The organism is Arthrobacter sp. JZ12 (genome assembly GCF_035189165.1).
Classification (GTDB): domain Bacteria; phylum Actinomycetota; class Actinomycetes; order Actinomycetales; family Micrococcaceae; genus Arthrobacter_D.
Genome location: NZ_CP045246.1, coordinates 2730123 through 2745013, shown reverse-complemented (window position 1 = coordinate 2745013; position 14891 = coordinate 2730123). Strand labels below are relative to the sequence as shown.

The following is a 14891-nucleotide window of genomic DNA, read 5'->3' as shown; positions in this document are numbered from 1 at the left end:
GATCCCTCACCGCCCGTGTCTCGGGGGTGTCCAATCACGTCGATCTGGAAGTAGTTAGCATGGCAACATGACGACAATGGGGAACGTCCGGACCGAGCCACTAATAGGAAGCATCATTCTGATGCTCGTAGTCGGCTTTTTCTCGCAGACATCTCCATCTGCCTTGATTGCCGTCCTGATAACTCTGACCGCACTGGCATTCGGTATACAGATCGTCAGGGCAGTCCTTACGAACTCTTCCCAGCGGATCCCGAAGCTTGAACCCGCGTCTCGAAGGCAATCGGTGCTGACACTGGCATCCGTGGTTGGCGCCTTGTCAGTCCTTCTATTCGCATACGCGTCATACACACTGCTCGCATTTGCACACTACTTTTCCCTCGCAGCTATAGGTGTAGCGCTGTGTTGTGGGATCGTGGCATTCGTTTCAATCCACACTGCAAAGCAGCCAGCCCCGCAAAGTCAATAGCAGCCAGCCCTCAGTTTGCGTTACACGGATCCCTCAGAGGGCACTGCCTGAAGCGGCACGTATGCCCGGGCTCGCTACTTATGGTCAACTGGGCCACGGCCTCAAGGCGTTCCGATTCCCTCCGGAGCTATTGCAAGAACAGGCTAATTAGCGCAGCGGCAAGGAAGCCCGCCCCCACCAGCATCAGAATTAGCCCGGAGATCAACCCATAGCGGAGCCTGCGACTGTAGGCCTTCTCGTACGAGTCCTCCGAGGAACTCATAGCAGCCGATGCGCGAGCTCCGAAGGCGGACAATCTAGCTCGAGCGAAGACAGACACGGCACCCATGCTCAAAAGGATCGAGCCAAAGATCAGCGGCATGAGTACGGAAGTAGTCACGGTACATCCCAGTACGACGTGTTCATGACAGAGCATCCTACTTTGACCACCAGCGTGCCCAACTAGATGCCCGGGCTTACCAACCTAGTGATTCCTAATTGACCGCGGAAATTAGGGATCCTTCACAGCTCCTCAGGTGGGGAGTGAAGCGGTGATATGGACGGGTTCTCCAGCGTTGGGATCACTTCTAAGAAGTCGGATGAGCCCACTCTTACGCGGACTGGCGAAAGGCTTCACAGGTTCCTGCTGCATCTCGACGAAGAGCTCGAACCGACGACCGCGAGCGTTTCCTTCAATCCACCGTTGCACTTCGGTTAGATCCTCGACGTCGCTCAGGACGTAGGCATCCAGCATCCAGCCGCGCGGCGGTGAGGCTTGTTCCCAGAAGTTGACCCGATAGAACGGTGAATCAAGGAAGTCTTGGTTCTCGGCATGAACAGTTTCAGATGCGCGCATGTGCAATACGGTAGACATTCACGTGACTGCGCGTGATCGCTGGCCGGAGAACGTGATGCACTCGCAACAGAGCAGACTCCTAGCCGGTCTTGCACTCCAGCTTCGATCCCTCACCGCACGATCAGATGATGATGTCGTGCGAAATCTTTACACGGTCAAATTTCGCCTGTGCGGTCGATGAGTAGCTTCAAACTGGCGTCTGATGCTGCAAGTTCAACTTCGCCTCTATCAGTTGCCACCTCCACTACTTTCCCTCCTGGGAAAACACCCCATGCGGCCTCGACTGGCTCACTAATTACTCGTGGTTGGCGATAAACCTCCACAGGTCCAACTAGAGGGCCCAATGTCCCTGTTTTCTGTTAGAACAGAAACTTGCCCGGCTCGGCTTTCACATAGCCGAGCACCCACCTTCCTCTGAGCGTTGATCCTCTTTCTCGATGTGCACACTCAAAAAGACCCCGCTCGGCGTCGGCAGCTATTCGCTTCAGTTGCTGCGGTCGCAAGATTCTTCCAAGTAGCAGGACTACCGAGATGGAAACAAGAGTTACGAGGGCAACGGCCGGCCAGAAACCGATGGCCTCTCGTAAGGAAAGAGAGACCGGGACCGCGAAGCCGATCACGACGAAGGTCGGGATGTTGAAGTCTTGAGCCTTTTCGAGCCAGCCTCGAGGTTCGGGATCCAGATCCTCGTGCCGCTGCATGTGCCCCCCGGTCATCCCTTAAGTAGTACGAAACTCTTCACAGCCCTCGGGTGAAGCCTACGAACCCGAAGACCAGCTAGACCAGCTCTACCTGCCCGACCCTGTGAGAACGTTCGAACGATCCCACAACGTGCCCATGGTGAGGTCGGTCGAACGTGCCAAGGTGATCTGAGACATCGGACGGCCAGTGGTCACAGCTAGGGGCAGTCGCCAGGTGCTTAGGGGAGGTCTGCCAGCTCCGGTGGGCCAGAGACGATGAATTCTCCGATGACTGTTTCGCCGTCCGATTCGTAGACAGGTATCGGGAACTCTTCGCCGCGATGTTCTTCCTGCCAGGCGATTGCCTCTTCTGGGCTATCGAATTGGGGTTGCACGTTCAGGGCGTCCGAGTACGCGTAGCCGGTCCGTCCGTTGGTTGCTATGACAGCAACAAGGTCAGGAGCGACACCTTGCGAGTTATGTGCTGCGCCGTAGGTTTCGCCTTTCTCATTCACCCCAAGTTCGGTGGGGGTTCTGTTGATGTAGCGAGCTTCTGCTCTCCAGCGCATATCCGCTTCTTGTGTGCGGATATCAACTGAATTGTTCCCCGTGGAGATTGGGAGGGCGTCTGCCTCGCTGACGCTGCTGGGGCTGCCGATATCGGAAGGTGAACAGGTGATCGTGCCTGCCTCGTCCAGGAACAAAGTGCCCGGACTCAAACAAGTGACCTTCACAGAGATGTGGGTGCTGCCTTCAGGGGCAGGACCCAGATCAATGCTCGCCGAACCGGTATAAACGCCGTCCACTGGCCCCGACAGTTCGGTGATCACATCACTTCCCGGAAGGGTGAAGAACCCGGCCGCTGCCGCGCCCACTCCACCGAGTACGCCGGCACCGGCAAAGGCGCCCACCCCGAGCCAAAGACGCCGGCGCCGACGCCGTGCTGCAGTAGTCCCTTCCTCCGTGACCTGACGGACGAGATGAGCCCGCAGCGCTTCGCTGAACACCTGGTCCATGGGATCTGTCTTCATGATCGTGCTCCTTCTGCGGCCTCGACCCGAGCCAACTCCGGATGTCCCTCAAGACAGGAACGGAGCCTTATCCTTGCGCGGCGGATCCGCGTCTTCGCAGCACCCTCTGTCAGGCCCACCATGTGCGCCGCCATGGAGATGGGGTATCCCTGAATGACGACCAGGGCAAACAGCTCCGCATCCTTCGCTTTCAGTGACCGCAAAGCGAGGACCAGGTCTTGATGCACCGCGTCTAAAGGTGACTGCTCCAGATAGTCCTCTTCAGCATCCGGCGCTGAGTTCCTGCTCCGAGGAAGCTCATCGAGAAGACCGCGATACCGGATGGTGGCACGCCGGGAATTGCGAGCCGCGTTGGTCGCCGTCACCAGCAGCCATGGCAGCACCGAGCCCTCAACAAGCCGCACGTCTTGACGCCGGCGCCACAGCTCCAGGAAAGCGGTCGCAGCCACATCTTCAGCATCCCGTGCACTGCCAAGGAAATAGCAGACATGCCGATGAACCCGCTCCCGGTGCCGATCAAACAAGGCACCGAAAGCATTCCCATCGCCTGCCAAGCTGCTCGCCCACAACGCAGCTTCGTCAGAATCGGACTCTCCCATACCCTGTAGTGTCCGGCAGGGCACGGAAAGTTTCACACCCTCGGTGAACAAAGCTGATCCCTCACCGCACCCCAGGCGGGAGCGAAGCGGTGATATGGACGGGTTCTCCAGCGTTGGGATCACTTCCAAGTAGTCGGATGAGTCCACTCTTACGCGGACTGGCGAAAGGCTTCACGGGCTCCTGCTGCATCTCGACGAAAAGCTCGAATCGACGTCCGCGAGCGTTTTCTTCAATCCACCGTTGCACTTCGGTTAGATCCTCGACGTCGCTCAGGACGTAGGCATCCAGCATCCAGCCGCGCGGCGGTGAGGCTTGTTCCCAAAAGTTGACCCGATAAAACGGTGAATCAAGGAAGTCTTGGTTCTCGGCATGAACAGTTTCTGATGCGCGCATGTGCAACACGGTAGACATTCACGCGACTGGGCGTGATCGCTGGCCGGAGAACGTGATGCACTCGCAATAGAGCAGACTCCTAGCCGGTCTTGCACTCCAGCTTCGATCCCTCACCGCACGATCCAATTTCGGCTCGACTGTCACCAATCGCGACCTATCATCGTCAAATGATCAAGGTTGTGAAGTGGCTGATCACTGTGGCCTTACTCGTCGGTTTGATAGTTCTTGTCGAGCGCTTGTGGGGATCGGAACCGGCCGCATTGCTCGGCACCTTGATTGCAGTCTCCATCGGCGTATCGCTTGGCGTCACCTGGGGAAGCAGACAAGCAGATGAAACGGACGAGTATCGTCAGAAATGGTTATCCCGTCGACGGGAGAACCCGGAAGATCAGGACGGCAACCCGGCATAGGTTGCTGTAGGCTTCCCTCACTGTACTGAGGGATCGAAAGTTTGGGGGGAGGAACCCCTTCTTCCTTACCCGCTCAAGACTCTATTTTTGAGGTACACCTTCGAGGCTGTGAACATCACCAGGTCCAGAGTGATCCCCACCAGACAGATGATTTGAATCCACGTTTTAACCGTCGGCGCCATTCCACCCCAGGCGCCAGACATCCAGCCCATTCCCGCCCCAACTAGGACAAAGAGCCACACAAGAGACTGCAGCAGGAAGCCTATCGGCTTGAACAGTCTGAGATTGAGCCATGACAAGAACGCGAGGCCGATCAGCAGGAAAGAGAACAGGCCGATGATCGCAAGACCTCTTTGGCCTAGATCGTTGTCTACTCTCAAACCCCTTGCCTCGTACTGGTTTATCCAACCCACGACCCTGCTCGCGTAGACCACAGTGAGCGCAACGAGAGATAGGACAACGACCAGGTTCGCCACGTTAGCGAGAAAGAAGCCTGGCCTTAAACGACGACTCACCGCAGGCCGTGTCGATGACACCCTCGACGCACGTTCGGCTGCCATTACTCGCCAACCCCCAGATTCACTAGTCGCCATGATCCGGCTGTTCACGAAGCTACTAGCTGTAAGCGATATGAACTAGCAATCCCTGTGCACGTGATCCGTCACCCGCACCTACCAGTGCCTTCGCGGTCCTCCAGCGTGCGCTTGCTCGGGCGGGCCTATCGGTCACCGGCTAAGTTGAGAGTGCCGATTATGCTGGAACGTGCCGCTGCGGCCTCTCTCTTAGATGGCAGCGTCCGTGCTGCTAGATAGCCAAAAATCTTCGCGAAATGAGCCTGCTTTGAGCGATTTTGTAAACCTGAGGTTCAAGCGGAATCGCGGGTGGCCATGGCCTGAGGATTCGTACGGCCTCACCCCGATGTTCGGCGAAGATGGATGGTGCCACACTTGCGGCACACCTAGGCGGAAGCAAACTGGATCGCTCACCTTGCAGCGGAAAGGGATGACAAACCCAACAGGTGCCTGGTTGCCATACTGGATGTTCGATTCCTTTTGTGTGGACTCAGCCTTGGGCGAGGAAATATTGGGGAACTTCTCGGTTGAGATGTTTCCTATTCATTGGCATGTGACACCGCCCGGCGAGGCCAAGCAGATAGTTGCTCCGACAAGCGAGGCAGCTTGGTACAGAGAAGAGGACCTCACGAAAGCAGCGCTGTCACGTCACAGCAGCTCAGGCGCACGCTGCTCCGCATGCAATACATGGAGGTGGATGCCAGTACTCATTCAGGACTTACCTGCCCCTTCAACCGAGGTACTTGCTAGCAGATCAGATGTCATCGCGAGCCCGGAATGGTTCGGTGACGGCATGCAATCATTCCGTCATGTGCTATTTCGGCGTGGCCTCGCTCAGAGAATAGCGGAGACGTCCCCGCGGGACTTCAAGATCTTGGAAATCGGCCGCTCCTAGCACCACGACGTTAGGCCGAAGCCTTCCAGCAACGCCGAACCCGCCGACGCGAGTAAGCCACGTCGGATCCTTCACCGCGCGCTTCGCGCGGGGCAATCACCCGCGAACCCGGCTCCATCGCTTAGTTCCCGAGGGAGCTCACTAGGCGAAGGGCAGAAGCCACGTAAGACCGATGAGGATGATTGCGATGCTGAAAATCACAGCCGTTATCTTAAGCAGTCGTTGAACCGCCGCGAGATGGCCTTTGAATGGCCGCAGTTCCTGGATGGCGACGATCTGAAAGGAGATGATGCGCTTCCTGAAAAGGAACAAGGCTACTCCAATGAGTATGAAAGCGATCCCCGATACCACTTCCTCTGGCGCGGTCATCTGCCGCGAGCTGGTGAGGGTCAAGAGCACTGTATTGGGCAACCCGTCTCTCCTCATTGCTGCCAGCCCACTGCCGATCACGACTCTGCCCCCAGCACTCTCACCGAATCACCGAACCAATGGCTGAAGGGCTAAAGCAAGCCCTCCCCACCCCACGAAGAGTCCTACACCGAACAGCACCCTGGAGGTAACGTCGCGGCGCTCCTTGTCATTGAGGTCGCCATAGATAGAAGCGGTCGGCCGCGCAAGGGGTTTCGCGACTCTCCGACGAAAAACAATCAGGAGCAGCGCCGACAGAAGAACCAAGATCCCTACCCACCACTCACTTCTAAGCACAGTGATTAGCGAGCCGCCGATAGCCCCGAACAGGACCAGGAGAAGAGCCGCACCGCCGAGAATGGAAGCACTTAACCTGCTTCGCGCCTTCTCGAAGTTGGGCGAGGTCTTGAGGATCCGCTTAGCGGCCGGTCGATTCGCCCTCTCCAGAGGACCGGCGGTGAAGAAGAGAATTAAGGCCATGACCAGGGCCAGAACTCCGAAGAGGACCGTTACTTGCGATTCAGACAATCGACCCTCCTCGAAAGAACGTTCGGGAAGTCTAACCCGTAACAAGGCGTTCTAACCCTTCAGAAAGTGGATCCCTCACCGCACGCCGATGGTGTCAGGACTTGAGCCGCCGCCGAAGCCACCCTTTGATCGATCGCCTGTCTCCTTCGCGCTCTACTTGGGCCGGCGGTAGTAGCTCGGTGAATTGTTCACTTAGCCGCTGCATCAAGCTCAGATACGCCGTCTTATCGAAGGTGAACCGCTGAAGCTCGAACAACCAGGGTTGTGGTGGTTCCTCGGTGTAGCCGTCTTGCCAGCCGAAGTCTTCCCAGATGACCGTGTCAGCTTCGATTGCGATGCGGGCGCTCACTGTCCCGCAGTCGACATCCCCACAGACAGGGCACAGGAGGAGAGCGACGCGGCCGTCCTTGAACTCTCCTGGCGCAGCAAGCGTAAGCCGGTTGATTTGTTCGATAGCTGCGTGAGGCCAGTCAGCACGCAGCAATGTGGCCTCCTGCTCGATCGCCGCCAAGTCGGTCCCGGCCCGCAGCGTCCTACGCAGTAGGTGCCCGTCGATTGCGAAATCCATGAACTGTTGAGGGGCAGCTAGCCCCTCATACTCAACATCCGCAGGCACCACGCTCAGCACACTCAGCGTCTCCACCCCATCAGTATGCGGCGCCTCTCACGCTCGAACTGCCGTATGGGATGGCTCGATAAATGGTTCGACGAAACGGACTGGCCGAAAGATCCGAACCTAGACGTCTTCCGGGAAGCGGTCTGGGAACTGTCGCTGAATGGCGAATCCGTGGGATGGCTTACCACCGCAGTCATGACTATGCGGTCCTTTCCCTTCATGTGGTTGAAGCAGGAGCAGATGTGGACACAGGTGCACTGGCTCGATGGGACGCACGAATATCTCGAGGAGGACTACGGCCCCGAATGGCCGATAGCGAAGGACCTACGGAATGGGCGCCTAGTTACCACTGACCCTCGGACAGGCCAGGACGTCACCTTCGAAGCAGCGGCCGTCACCGGGCATGACCGCGATCGGCTCTGGGCGCAGCTAGAACATGGCGCAAAACCACAGGATCGAAACGCATAGCCCCCTTCCGACAACCTCGGATACGATCCAGCACCGAACGTTCGAGGTTCGGTTTTTCTGAGGCTTGGTCAGGGCGTCGACCCGAACTGCACCATAAAGGCGCAACCCACGAGGGCGGCACCGCCCAGCACTGCCAAGATCATCGAGATCACTACAGCAACATGTTTCCGCCAACAGATCTTGCTCATCTTCACCAATTGGTGCGTCAGGACGGGCAGGAGATCCTTTTCCATTATTGCCCCCGGCAGCATCTCGTAGTCCCAGTACTTCAGGTGGCCGAAGTAGATGAAGTTGCTCGGCCATTCCTTCTTGACCTTAAAAAAACGCAGCCTCGGGATGACCACCCACACTGAAAATGCAGCAGCGATACTCAGCGCGACAAGACCGCCGAAGTAGAGGATTTCTTGCACTGGACCTTCAAGAGCGTCGTACACTCGCTTGTCGTCGGCTAGCGCAATGGCCGTCGCGACACCGGCTGACTCCAGGGTGAAAGCGAAGGAAGCCTTTGCATCTACCTTCCCGGTCCAGTCGCTAAGTGCACCGTGGATGCGCCAGGCAGTCTCTATGGCCTTGTCATGCGTCTCCTGTGCGATCTCTTCATCAGTCCTACGACCGAACACTCAAACACCCCAGTAAGCGTGGGAGCGGAAAACTCGTTCGTTCACGCCGCTGTCATTCCGCCTGTAAGCCTGCGTCCACAGCCTTTTACCTTCTTCCGTGAAGGCGACTTCATTGTCCATAGCTTCATAGACCTCTGAGGTAATGGTCAGCTGGTAAGCATCACGGATCTCACTGAGCTTGGCAGCTCGGTTTGGCGCTTTACCTATAGATATGAGGTCGTTGCGGTCACGAACACCGCCGCGGACGATCAAAGCTTCACCGGTATCGATGCCGATGCCGTGGCTGATGTTTGCGAACTTCTCGCCGTTACTCCAGCTTTCTTTGATCTTGGGGCGCAAGACTTCGAATACTGCCCAGTTGATTGCAAGAGCAGCACGAACGGCCTTGGTCTCCTTGTCCGCGCCCATGAAAATTGCCATAACCCGGTCGCCGTCGAAGCTCCTGATCTCACCGCCAAAGTTGCGGAGAATACGTGAGGCCGTGTTGATGTAGGCCCGGATGATTTTGGCAGTCGTCTCTTTGTGTAGCGAATTAGCCATTTTGGATGAGCCCGCAAGATCAGCGTACAGGTAGGTTGCGTTAATGCGCCGGCCTCCGTTCTTCATCACAACGTCTTCCGTCTTTGGCACGACGCGTCCATCTGTGATGGCCCAAGGTTCTTTCAAGATGTCGCTGACGCTGCTTTCGATGCTTGGATACAAGCTGTCCCCCTAAGTTCTGCTGGTACCTCGACCTTACCGACGGTCTCCGACATCCAGCGGTGCGCCCCTATCTAACGCCTGCAGCTACGGATTTTTTCACGGCATAACTCTCAATGGTGCCATCGAGGGCTCGGGACGTACCGGCCCATCGCGGCCGCTCACCTAAGGTCCGAGATAGAGCAGGTCTCGGGGAATCAGACAGGCTCGGGCTGACTAGAAGAGCATCTCGGCTCCGGGATGCGGTCGGATCGTATGCATTAGCCGGTCGTCCAGGGTTGCGTAAGCCGAACGCTCTGCGGGACGGTACGAGGCAGAAGAAGAGCGCCGCTCAATTGCTGCGGCGAGGGAGCCGGGAGCCAAACATGCAGCGTCGAGGAAGAGCTTGCTACGGCCGACGGACGTCCCAGCAGATGCGGGGTGACTCGGAGCTATTCCTCATCGATGCGAAACCAACCGTGGAGACATGTGAACGCTAGCACCGAACAAGCGAGGATACCGGCTCCCGCTATGGGCGATAGGCCCCAGATGGTGAGTGCGGTCCACACGGCGCTGCCCAGAGTAACGAAAGACCCGAACCGCGATAGGCGCCGGTTCCGATTGGACTCCTTCGTCGAGATCGGCCGAAACAACGCAAGAGCGAAAGTGAAGGCGCCCGCAACGATCGTCAGGCCGACGCTGATCGAGTATCCACAGCGTTCAGAACCACCAATGGAATCAGCGCTCGAGATACCTGACGAATCGGTCAAGGAGATTCCGAGCGCGGTGATTCAGCCAACTGATAGAAGAGAAGTAGCGGGCGAAAATCGGGCTGACCCAGTAGTAGCCCCTGACGAACGCGCGACCAAGTGCTGAGGTCTGAAGCCGATCGTCTCTGAACCGACGTAGAACAATAACGGACGGATGTTCATATGATCCGTACACGGCAGTCGCGATGTAACACCCACCGCTCGCCGCCTGTCGCCCACCCTGAGTGAACGGGTTCGTCTCCCGCCTCATAAACTTGTCAATGTTCTGCTCGAATACGGCGAGCTGCGCGAGTCGCTCACCATATTCAATTGTTATCTGCTGATTGTAGGCATTAGCTCGGGAAGCGTACTTCTCGGCGGTAGAGTACAGATCCTTCAATTGCGCAATTAGGTCGAGCAACTCCGCCTTGGAGACAACACCATCTGGCGCCCGACGCAGGAGAGCCATCAGCACGCTCATGCGGAGCGCCGCGAGGCCGGCAGCTTCACCCAACTCGATGTCGGGGAAACCGTACTGCCTCGTCAGAATATTCATCTCGACACCGATCACGAAGCACTGCCTGTCCCACTCGTAGATCTGGGCAACAGAAGCTTGCGAGTTCGATCCGGCATCCATCAGCTTCGCCTGCAACGGTTGCAGTTTAGAGTGGCACCGTTGAATCTCGGGTGGGAACATCGGCAGCAGACTCCTTCGGGAGAGCACAATTTCGGGATCACCCGGATGTGTCCCGCACACACCCTATCCAGGGCTGTTGTTTCTAGCCCAAAACAATCTCTGACCTGGTCAAAGGGAAGTGCGGCACCAGGTTGTTAATGAAGGAAATTCCTGTTAGTCATGAAAGCGACTAAACAACCAAGACCAACAGGAATTCCTCATGCGATCATTCCTCGAAAACCTCATCCGGCGCCACCCGACACTCCGGAACTCGACTACGAAACACTGGCCGATTTGCCTTCGGGGCTCCTAGCTGCGCTGGCAACCGTGCCGGCCCCCGCCGCGCCTAGGGCCGCCGCCCATCCGGGGCGGTTGAGTTCCGGGGTCATGCACCGGGCCAAAGCAACGCCGCGTCCACGGCCTTTGTCGTAGGTCGGATGACAGCGGCGGGGATACTGCGTGTGGCGTTATCGACCATGGCCGTCAACTCAACCCGTCCAATGACACCGTCACCGAGTTCAACGGCGATATCCAGGGGCGTGGAATAGGTCTGCATCAGTTAACCGGGCCGCACCGGGTAGACGGCACCGAACAGGCCACCGGGCTGCTGCGCCAGCGTTCGCCTGGTCCGCGCAGGACTTGTCGCGTGCCGGCCCTCTGCCAGCCGGCGGAGCAAACGCTGGAAGGTAGAGGTCGACGGCAGTGGCACGGTTCCGACGCCATGCTCAGCCTCAAGTAGCGCTGACCTGCCGCATCATCCGGTCGGTGGCGCCAGAGGATTGTTGGGTGTTCTCACCCAGGACATTCAGGATCGCGTCGAGAACCCGCTGATGGGGGACAGCACGGATCATCATGTTTGGCGAGGTTTCCCAGTGCGCCCGTCGCGTGGCGTGTACCGCGACGAACGTAGGAGTCGACGTATTCCGTGCTTCCCGGAAATGAACAGAACCCAGCGACGCCGTATCTCGGAGCGGAAGCAGGAATGGCACTTTCTGTTTCCGGGCGGGTCACAACATCCCGCAAGGGGTCTGTTCCGTTGGGCAATTCAAAGTGTCCCGTGAGCCGGTCCAGCCGTAACCAGCACACGCTGCAGGACCGCCCCTTCATGTTGACCAGGGCTGCGATCGCCAAGTAAGTCACCCCGTAAGCCGAACCGGCATAGTGCAGACTCCCAGGCTTCAACACGGGCAAATGCCGCCAGTCCGCCAATCGCACGAATAACCGGCACGGTGGTTTGCCCGGTGAAGGTTGCTCAAAGGTGCCCCGCAAAAGCCCAAAAGTGCCACACTTAATTCATGAAGATCGGCTACGCGCGGGTCTCAACAGTCGAGCAAGACCTCACCATCCAGCAGCATGGACTGGAAGCCCTGGGCGTTGATCCCACCTACATCTTCGTGGATCGCGGCCTCACGGGAACCAACCGCGCCCGCCCCGGACTTCGCGAAGCGATGGCCGCGGTAAGAGCAGGGGACACCCTTGTCGTCACCAAGCTCGACCGCCTCGCGCGCTCTCTAACTGACGCTCGCGACATCGCCGACGAACTCACCCGCAAGGGCGTTGCCCTCAGTCTCGGCGGCAGTGTCTACGATCCCACCGACCCCGTGGGACGCCTGCTCTTCAACGTCCTCGGCATGGTCGCCGAATTTGAAAGCGACCTGATTCGAGCGAGAACCAGGGAAGGTATGGCCGTCGCCAGGGCAAAGGGCCGGTTGCGCGGCAAGCAGCCAAAACTGTCGCTGCCACGCCGCCGTCACCTGCTCGAGCTGGTGGATTCGGGCAAGTACACGCAAATGGAACTCGCCGAACTTTTCGCGGTCTCGCGCACCACGATTTACCGCGAAATCCAACGGCGCGCGCTGCAACGGGCCGCCAAAGGCCGCTAGACCCGGCGGTACGTGAGATCGAAGATCATCCGGCCGGCAGTGTGCGCCTTGTTCTCAAAACTTGTCAGCACACGGCCCTCAAACCGGGGTGCCCAGCCGCCGACCAGGTCCTCGCCCTCGCCGGCTGATGCGGTACCCGCGCGCTCCCTGCCCTCGCGCAGCGGATTGCCACCCACCACATGCTCGACGCCGCTGGCCCACACCTGCGTCAAAGGACTCTCCGCTCCAACCCGCTCGCCGGCGTGAAGGTTCTCGAAAAGCGGCGAGGCGTCGGCTGCGCCGCGCATCTGCACCGCGTAATCCGACCAGTCCGTCGCGAGCCGCAGGATTCCACCCGGCTCAAGCACGCGCCCTGCCAGCTCGATGAACGTGTCCTTCACCAGGCGTCGCTTGTGGTGCCGCGTCTTGTGCCAGGGATCAGGAAAGAACACCCACAGCTCGGCAACCGACGCCGGACGGATCATGGTCGCGAGCGCCTCAGCCGCATTCACCTGCGCCACCCGGACATTGGTTAGCCCTCGCTGATCAATGCGCAACAGCGTCTGCGCCAACCCCGGCCGGTAGACCTCCATAGCCAGGAAATTGCGCTCCGGATGCTCCGCGGCGGCATGTGCCACGGCCTCGCCCAATCCCGAACCGACCTCCACCACCAGGGGAGCCTCGCGACCAAAGGAGGCAGCGGCGTCGTACTCCCACGAAGGATCCACCGACGTATCCGCCGCGGACGCGCGGGGGACATCCACCACCAGCCCCTCTGACAGCTCGTCCCAGGCATCACGACGACGGCCCTGCAGCCGCGACCCGCGCCGCACAAATGAGACGGGGTGGGCGGGGCGGGATAAGGGGTCAGAGGAGGTGTTCATCCCTACAAGCGTAGCCAAGGCCCCCAAAATCAGGCGCCGGCGAGTTCTTCAATGCGCGCCATGGCCAGCTGTGCGTAGAGCGCGGTGCCGTCGGCAAGGACGCTGTCGTCAAAGGCCGCGTAGGGGGAGTGGTTGAACGCAGTGCCCGCCGGATCGGCGCCCGGTTCCACAGCGGACAGGAACACAAAACTTCCCGGAACAGCGGCCAGCACGCGCGAGAAATCCTCCGACCCGCTCAGCGGGTTCGCCATCTGCAGGTACCGCGAATCGCCGAACAGCTCCTTCACCCGGTTCTCCAGGATGGACGTCTCGCCGGGGTCGGTCACCGTGAGCGGGTACTCGGTCTCGTACTCCACACTGGCGTGCAGGCCGTGCCCTTCCGCAATGCCGTTCACCAGACGGGGAATGGCCGTCCGCATGAGCTCGCGGTTGGCTTCGGAGAACGTTCGGATGGTCGCCTCGATCCTGGCCGACTCAGGAATCACGTTCCGCTTGGTGCCCGCGTGGAGAACGCCCACTGTCAGGACCACCGGGTCGAACATGTCGAACTGGCGCGTGATCATCGTCTGCAGGCTCGTGACTACCTCGGCCGCCACCGTCACCGGATCCTTCGCCCGGTGCGGCGCCGAGCCGTGTCCGCCCGCCCCATGAATGGTCACGAACAATCCGTCCGACGCCGACATCAGCGTGCCCGACCGGCTCGCGAACACTCCGTTCGGCAGCAGCGAGGACACCACGTGGATGCCGTACGCCGCATCCGGCCGGCGTCCCGCTGCCTCCAGCACGCCTTCGCGGATCATCACCCCCGCGCCGTCGAAACCTTCCTCGCCGGGCTGAAACATGAGTACGACGTCGCCGGCCAGTTGGTTCCGCCGGTCGGCCAGGAGCCGGCCGGCTCCGGCGAGCATCGCGGTATGCAGGTCGTGTCCGCAGGCGTGCATTGCGCCGTCGATGCGTGAGGCGTACGGGACGCCCGTCTGTTCCTGCACGGGGAGCGCGTCCATGTCGCCGCGGAGCAGGACCACCGGCTTCTGCTCCGCAGCGGACGGTGCGGTTCCGCGCAGGACCGCGGTGACCGACGTCGTATCCGTGCCGGTGGTGATTTCGAAGGGCAGCCCGTCGAGGGCTTCGAGCACCTTCTCCTGGGTGCGGGGCAGGTGCAGGCCGATCTCGGGTTCGCGATGAAGGCGGTGGCGCAGATCGGCGACTTCTTCGGAAAGGCTTGCTGCATCGGACCGGATGGTGTCAGCAGTCATGGTGTCCTCCTGCGGGATGGTCAGGTACCGGCGGCGCAGTAAGGGTGACGGCGCTCACACGCGCTCCATCATCGCCAAGCCCCGTCAGGAGTGCAAGCACTGCGCTGGTAGACTGGAGGGACTTGCTTGCAGCGGTTGAGCTGCAGCCTGCGTCGATGAACGCATTCTTTTGTCCCGCGGATTTCTCCCGACAGCGTGAGAGCGGTTGACACTGTCTGACTTTCCTTCGGCGGACCCTGCGCACCAACCGGTGCGAAGGGAAGA

General features: G+C 59.4%; 18 protein-coding genes. 3 read left to right on the top strand and 15 right to left on the bottom strand.

Annotated elements, in window-relative coordinates:
* Positions 1–977: 977 nt before the first annotated feature.
* From GC088_RS12710 to GC088_RS12690, 5 genes are all read right to left on the bottom strand, one after another.
* The gene (locus GC088_RS12710) at positions 978–1301 is read right to left on the bottom strand and encodes a hypothetical protein (RefSeq protein WP_323959359.1); all 324 of its coding nucleotides are present in this window, start codon (positions 1299–1301) and stop codon (positions 978–980) included.
* 359 nt (positions 1302–1660) lie between these two features.
* Positions 1661–2017 (bottom strand): hypothetical protein, encoded by a 357-nt coding sequence (locus GC088_RS12705; protein WP_323959358.1) that lies wholly within the window; start codon positions 2015–2017, stop codon positions 1661–1663.
* 203 nt (positions 2018–2220) lie between these two features.
* Positions 2221–3012, bottom strand: coding sequence for a peptidase M56 family protein (locus GC088_RS12700; RefSeq protein ID WP_323959357.1), 792 nt, complete (start codon positions 3010–3012; stop codon positions 2221–2223).
* A complete protein-coding gene (locus GC088_RS12695; RefSeq protein WP_323959356.1) occupies positions 3009–3611 on the bottom strand; it encodes an RNA polymerase sigma factor in 603 nt (200 codons plus the stop codon). Before GC088_RS12695 ends, GC088_RS12700 begins: the two co-directional genes overlap by 4 nt.
* 61 nt (positions 3612–3672) lie before the next feature.
* Complete coding sequence (locus GC088_RS12690; RefSeq protein WP_323959355.1) at positions 3673–4005, bottom strand: hypothetical protein; 333 nt, start codon at positions 4003–4005, stop codon at positions 3673–3675.
* 167 nt (positions 4006–4172) lie between these two features.
* Between GC088_RS12690 and GC088_RS12685 the strand changes: the two genes are divergently transcribed.
* On the top strand, positions 4173–4415 hold the full coding sequence (locus GC088_RS12685) for a hypothetical protein (protein WP_323959354.1): 243 nt from the start codon (positions 4173–4175) through the stop codon (positions 4413–4415).
* A 65-nt stretch (positions 4416–4480) separates the two neighbouring features.
* On the opposite strand, the gene GC088_RS12680 is transcribed toward GC088_RS12685, so the two are convergent.
* The 4 genes from GC088_RS12680 to GC088_RS12665 all read right to left on the bottom strand — a co-directional run bounded on the left by GC088_RS12680 (position 4481) and on the right by GC088_RS12665 (position 7461).
* Positions 4481–4891 carry a hypothetical protein gene (locus tag GC088_RS12680; RefSeq protein ID WP_323959353.1) on the bottom strand — a complete coding sequence of 137 codons (411 nt, stop codon included), beginning with the start codon at positions 4889–4891 and terminating at the stop codon, positions 4481–4483.
* A 1132-nt stretch (positions 4892–6023) separates the two neighbouring features.
* Complete coding sequence (locus GC088_RS12675; RefSeq protein ID WP_323959352.1) at positions 6024–6275, bottom strand: hypothetical protein; 252 nt, start codon at positions 6273–6275, stop codon at positions 6024–6026.
* Between the two features lie 84 nt (positions 6276–6359).
* Complete coding sequence (locus GC088_RS12670) at positions 6360–6818, bottom strand: hypothetical protein (protein ID WP_323959350.1); 459 nt, start codon at positions 6816–6818, stop codon at positions 6360–6362.
* 94 nt (positions 6819–6912) lie between these two features.
* Positions 6913–7461 (bottom strand): hypothetical protein, encoded by a 549-nt coding sequence (locus tag GC088_RS12665; RefSeq protein ID WP_323959348.1) that lies wholly within the window; start codon positions 7459–7461, stop codon positions 6913–6915.
* A gap of 39 nt (positions 7462–7500) precedes the next feature.
* Between GC088_RS12665 and GC088_RS12660 the strand changes: the two genes are divergently transcribed.
* Entirely contained in the window at positions 7501–7902 is a 402-nt protein-coding gene (locus tag GC088_RS12660; protein ID WP_323959347.1) for a hypothetical protein, read from the top strand.
* A gap of 68 nt (positions 7903–7970) precedes the next feature.
* Here the strand turns inward: GC088_RS12660 and GC088_RS12655 are convergent, their stop codons facing one another.
* The 4 genes from GC088_RS12655 to GC088_RS12640 form a co-directional block, all read right to left on the bottom strand.
* Positions 7971–8522 carry a Pycsar system effector family protein gene (locus GC088_RS12655; protein ID WP_323959346.1) on the bottom strand — a complete coding sequence of 184 codons (552 nt, stop codon included), beginning with the start codon at positions 8520–8522 and terminating at the stop codon, positions 7971–7973.
* Positions 8523–9152 (bottom strand): adenylate/guanylate cyclase domain-containing protein, encoded by a 630-nt coding sequence (locus GC088_RS12650; protein WP_323959345.1) that lies wholly within the window; start codon positions 9150–9152, stop codon positions 8523–8525.
* Positions 9153–9938: 786 nt separating this feature from the next.
* Entirely contained in the window at positions 9939–10601 is a 663-nt protein-coding gene (locus tag GC088_RS12645; RefSeq protein ID WP_323959344.1) for a CFI-box extended C-terminal domain-containing protein, read from the bottom strand.
* A 409-nt stretch (positions 10602–11010) separates the two neighbouring features.
* Positions 11011–11181 carry a hypothetical protein gene (locus GC088_RS12640; RefSeq protein WP_323959343.1) on the bottom strand — a complete coding sequence of 57 codons (171 nt, stop codon included), beginning with the start codon at positions 11179–11181 and terminating at the stop codon, positions 11011–11013.
* Positions 11182–11920: 739 nt separating this feature from the next.
* Here GC088_RS12640 and GC088_RS12635 point away from each other — a divergent pair.
* Complete coding sequence (locus GC088_RS12635) at positions 11921–12508, top strand: recombinase family protein (protein WP_323959342.1); 588 nt, start codon at positions 11921–11923, stop codon at positions 12506–12508.
* Here the strand turns inward: GC088_RS12635 and trmB are convergent.
* Both trmB and GC088_RS12625 read right to left on the bottom strand, forming a co-directional pair.
* Positions 12505–13371: a tRNA (guanosine(46)-N7)-methyltransferase TrmB gene (gene trmB, locus GC088_RS12630; protein WP_323959341.1), complete on the bottom strand. Its 867-nt coding sequence runs from the start codon at positions 13369–13371 to the stop codon at positions 12505–12507. The two genes, GC088_RS12635 and trmB, sit on opposite strands and share 4 nt — an antisense overlap.
* 29 nt (positions 13372–13400) lie before the next feature.
* Entirely contained in the window at positions 13401–14627 is a 1227-nt protein-coding gene (locus GC088_RS12625; protein ID WP_323959340.1) for a M20 metallopeptidase family protein, read from the bottom strand.
* Positions 14628–14891: the final 264 nt, after the last annotated feature.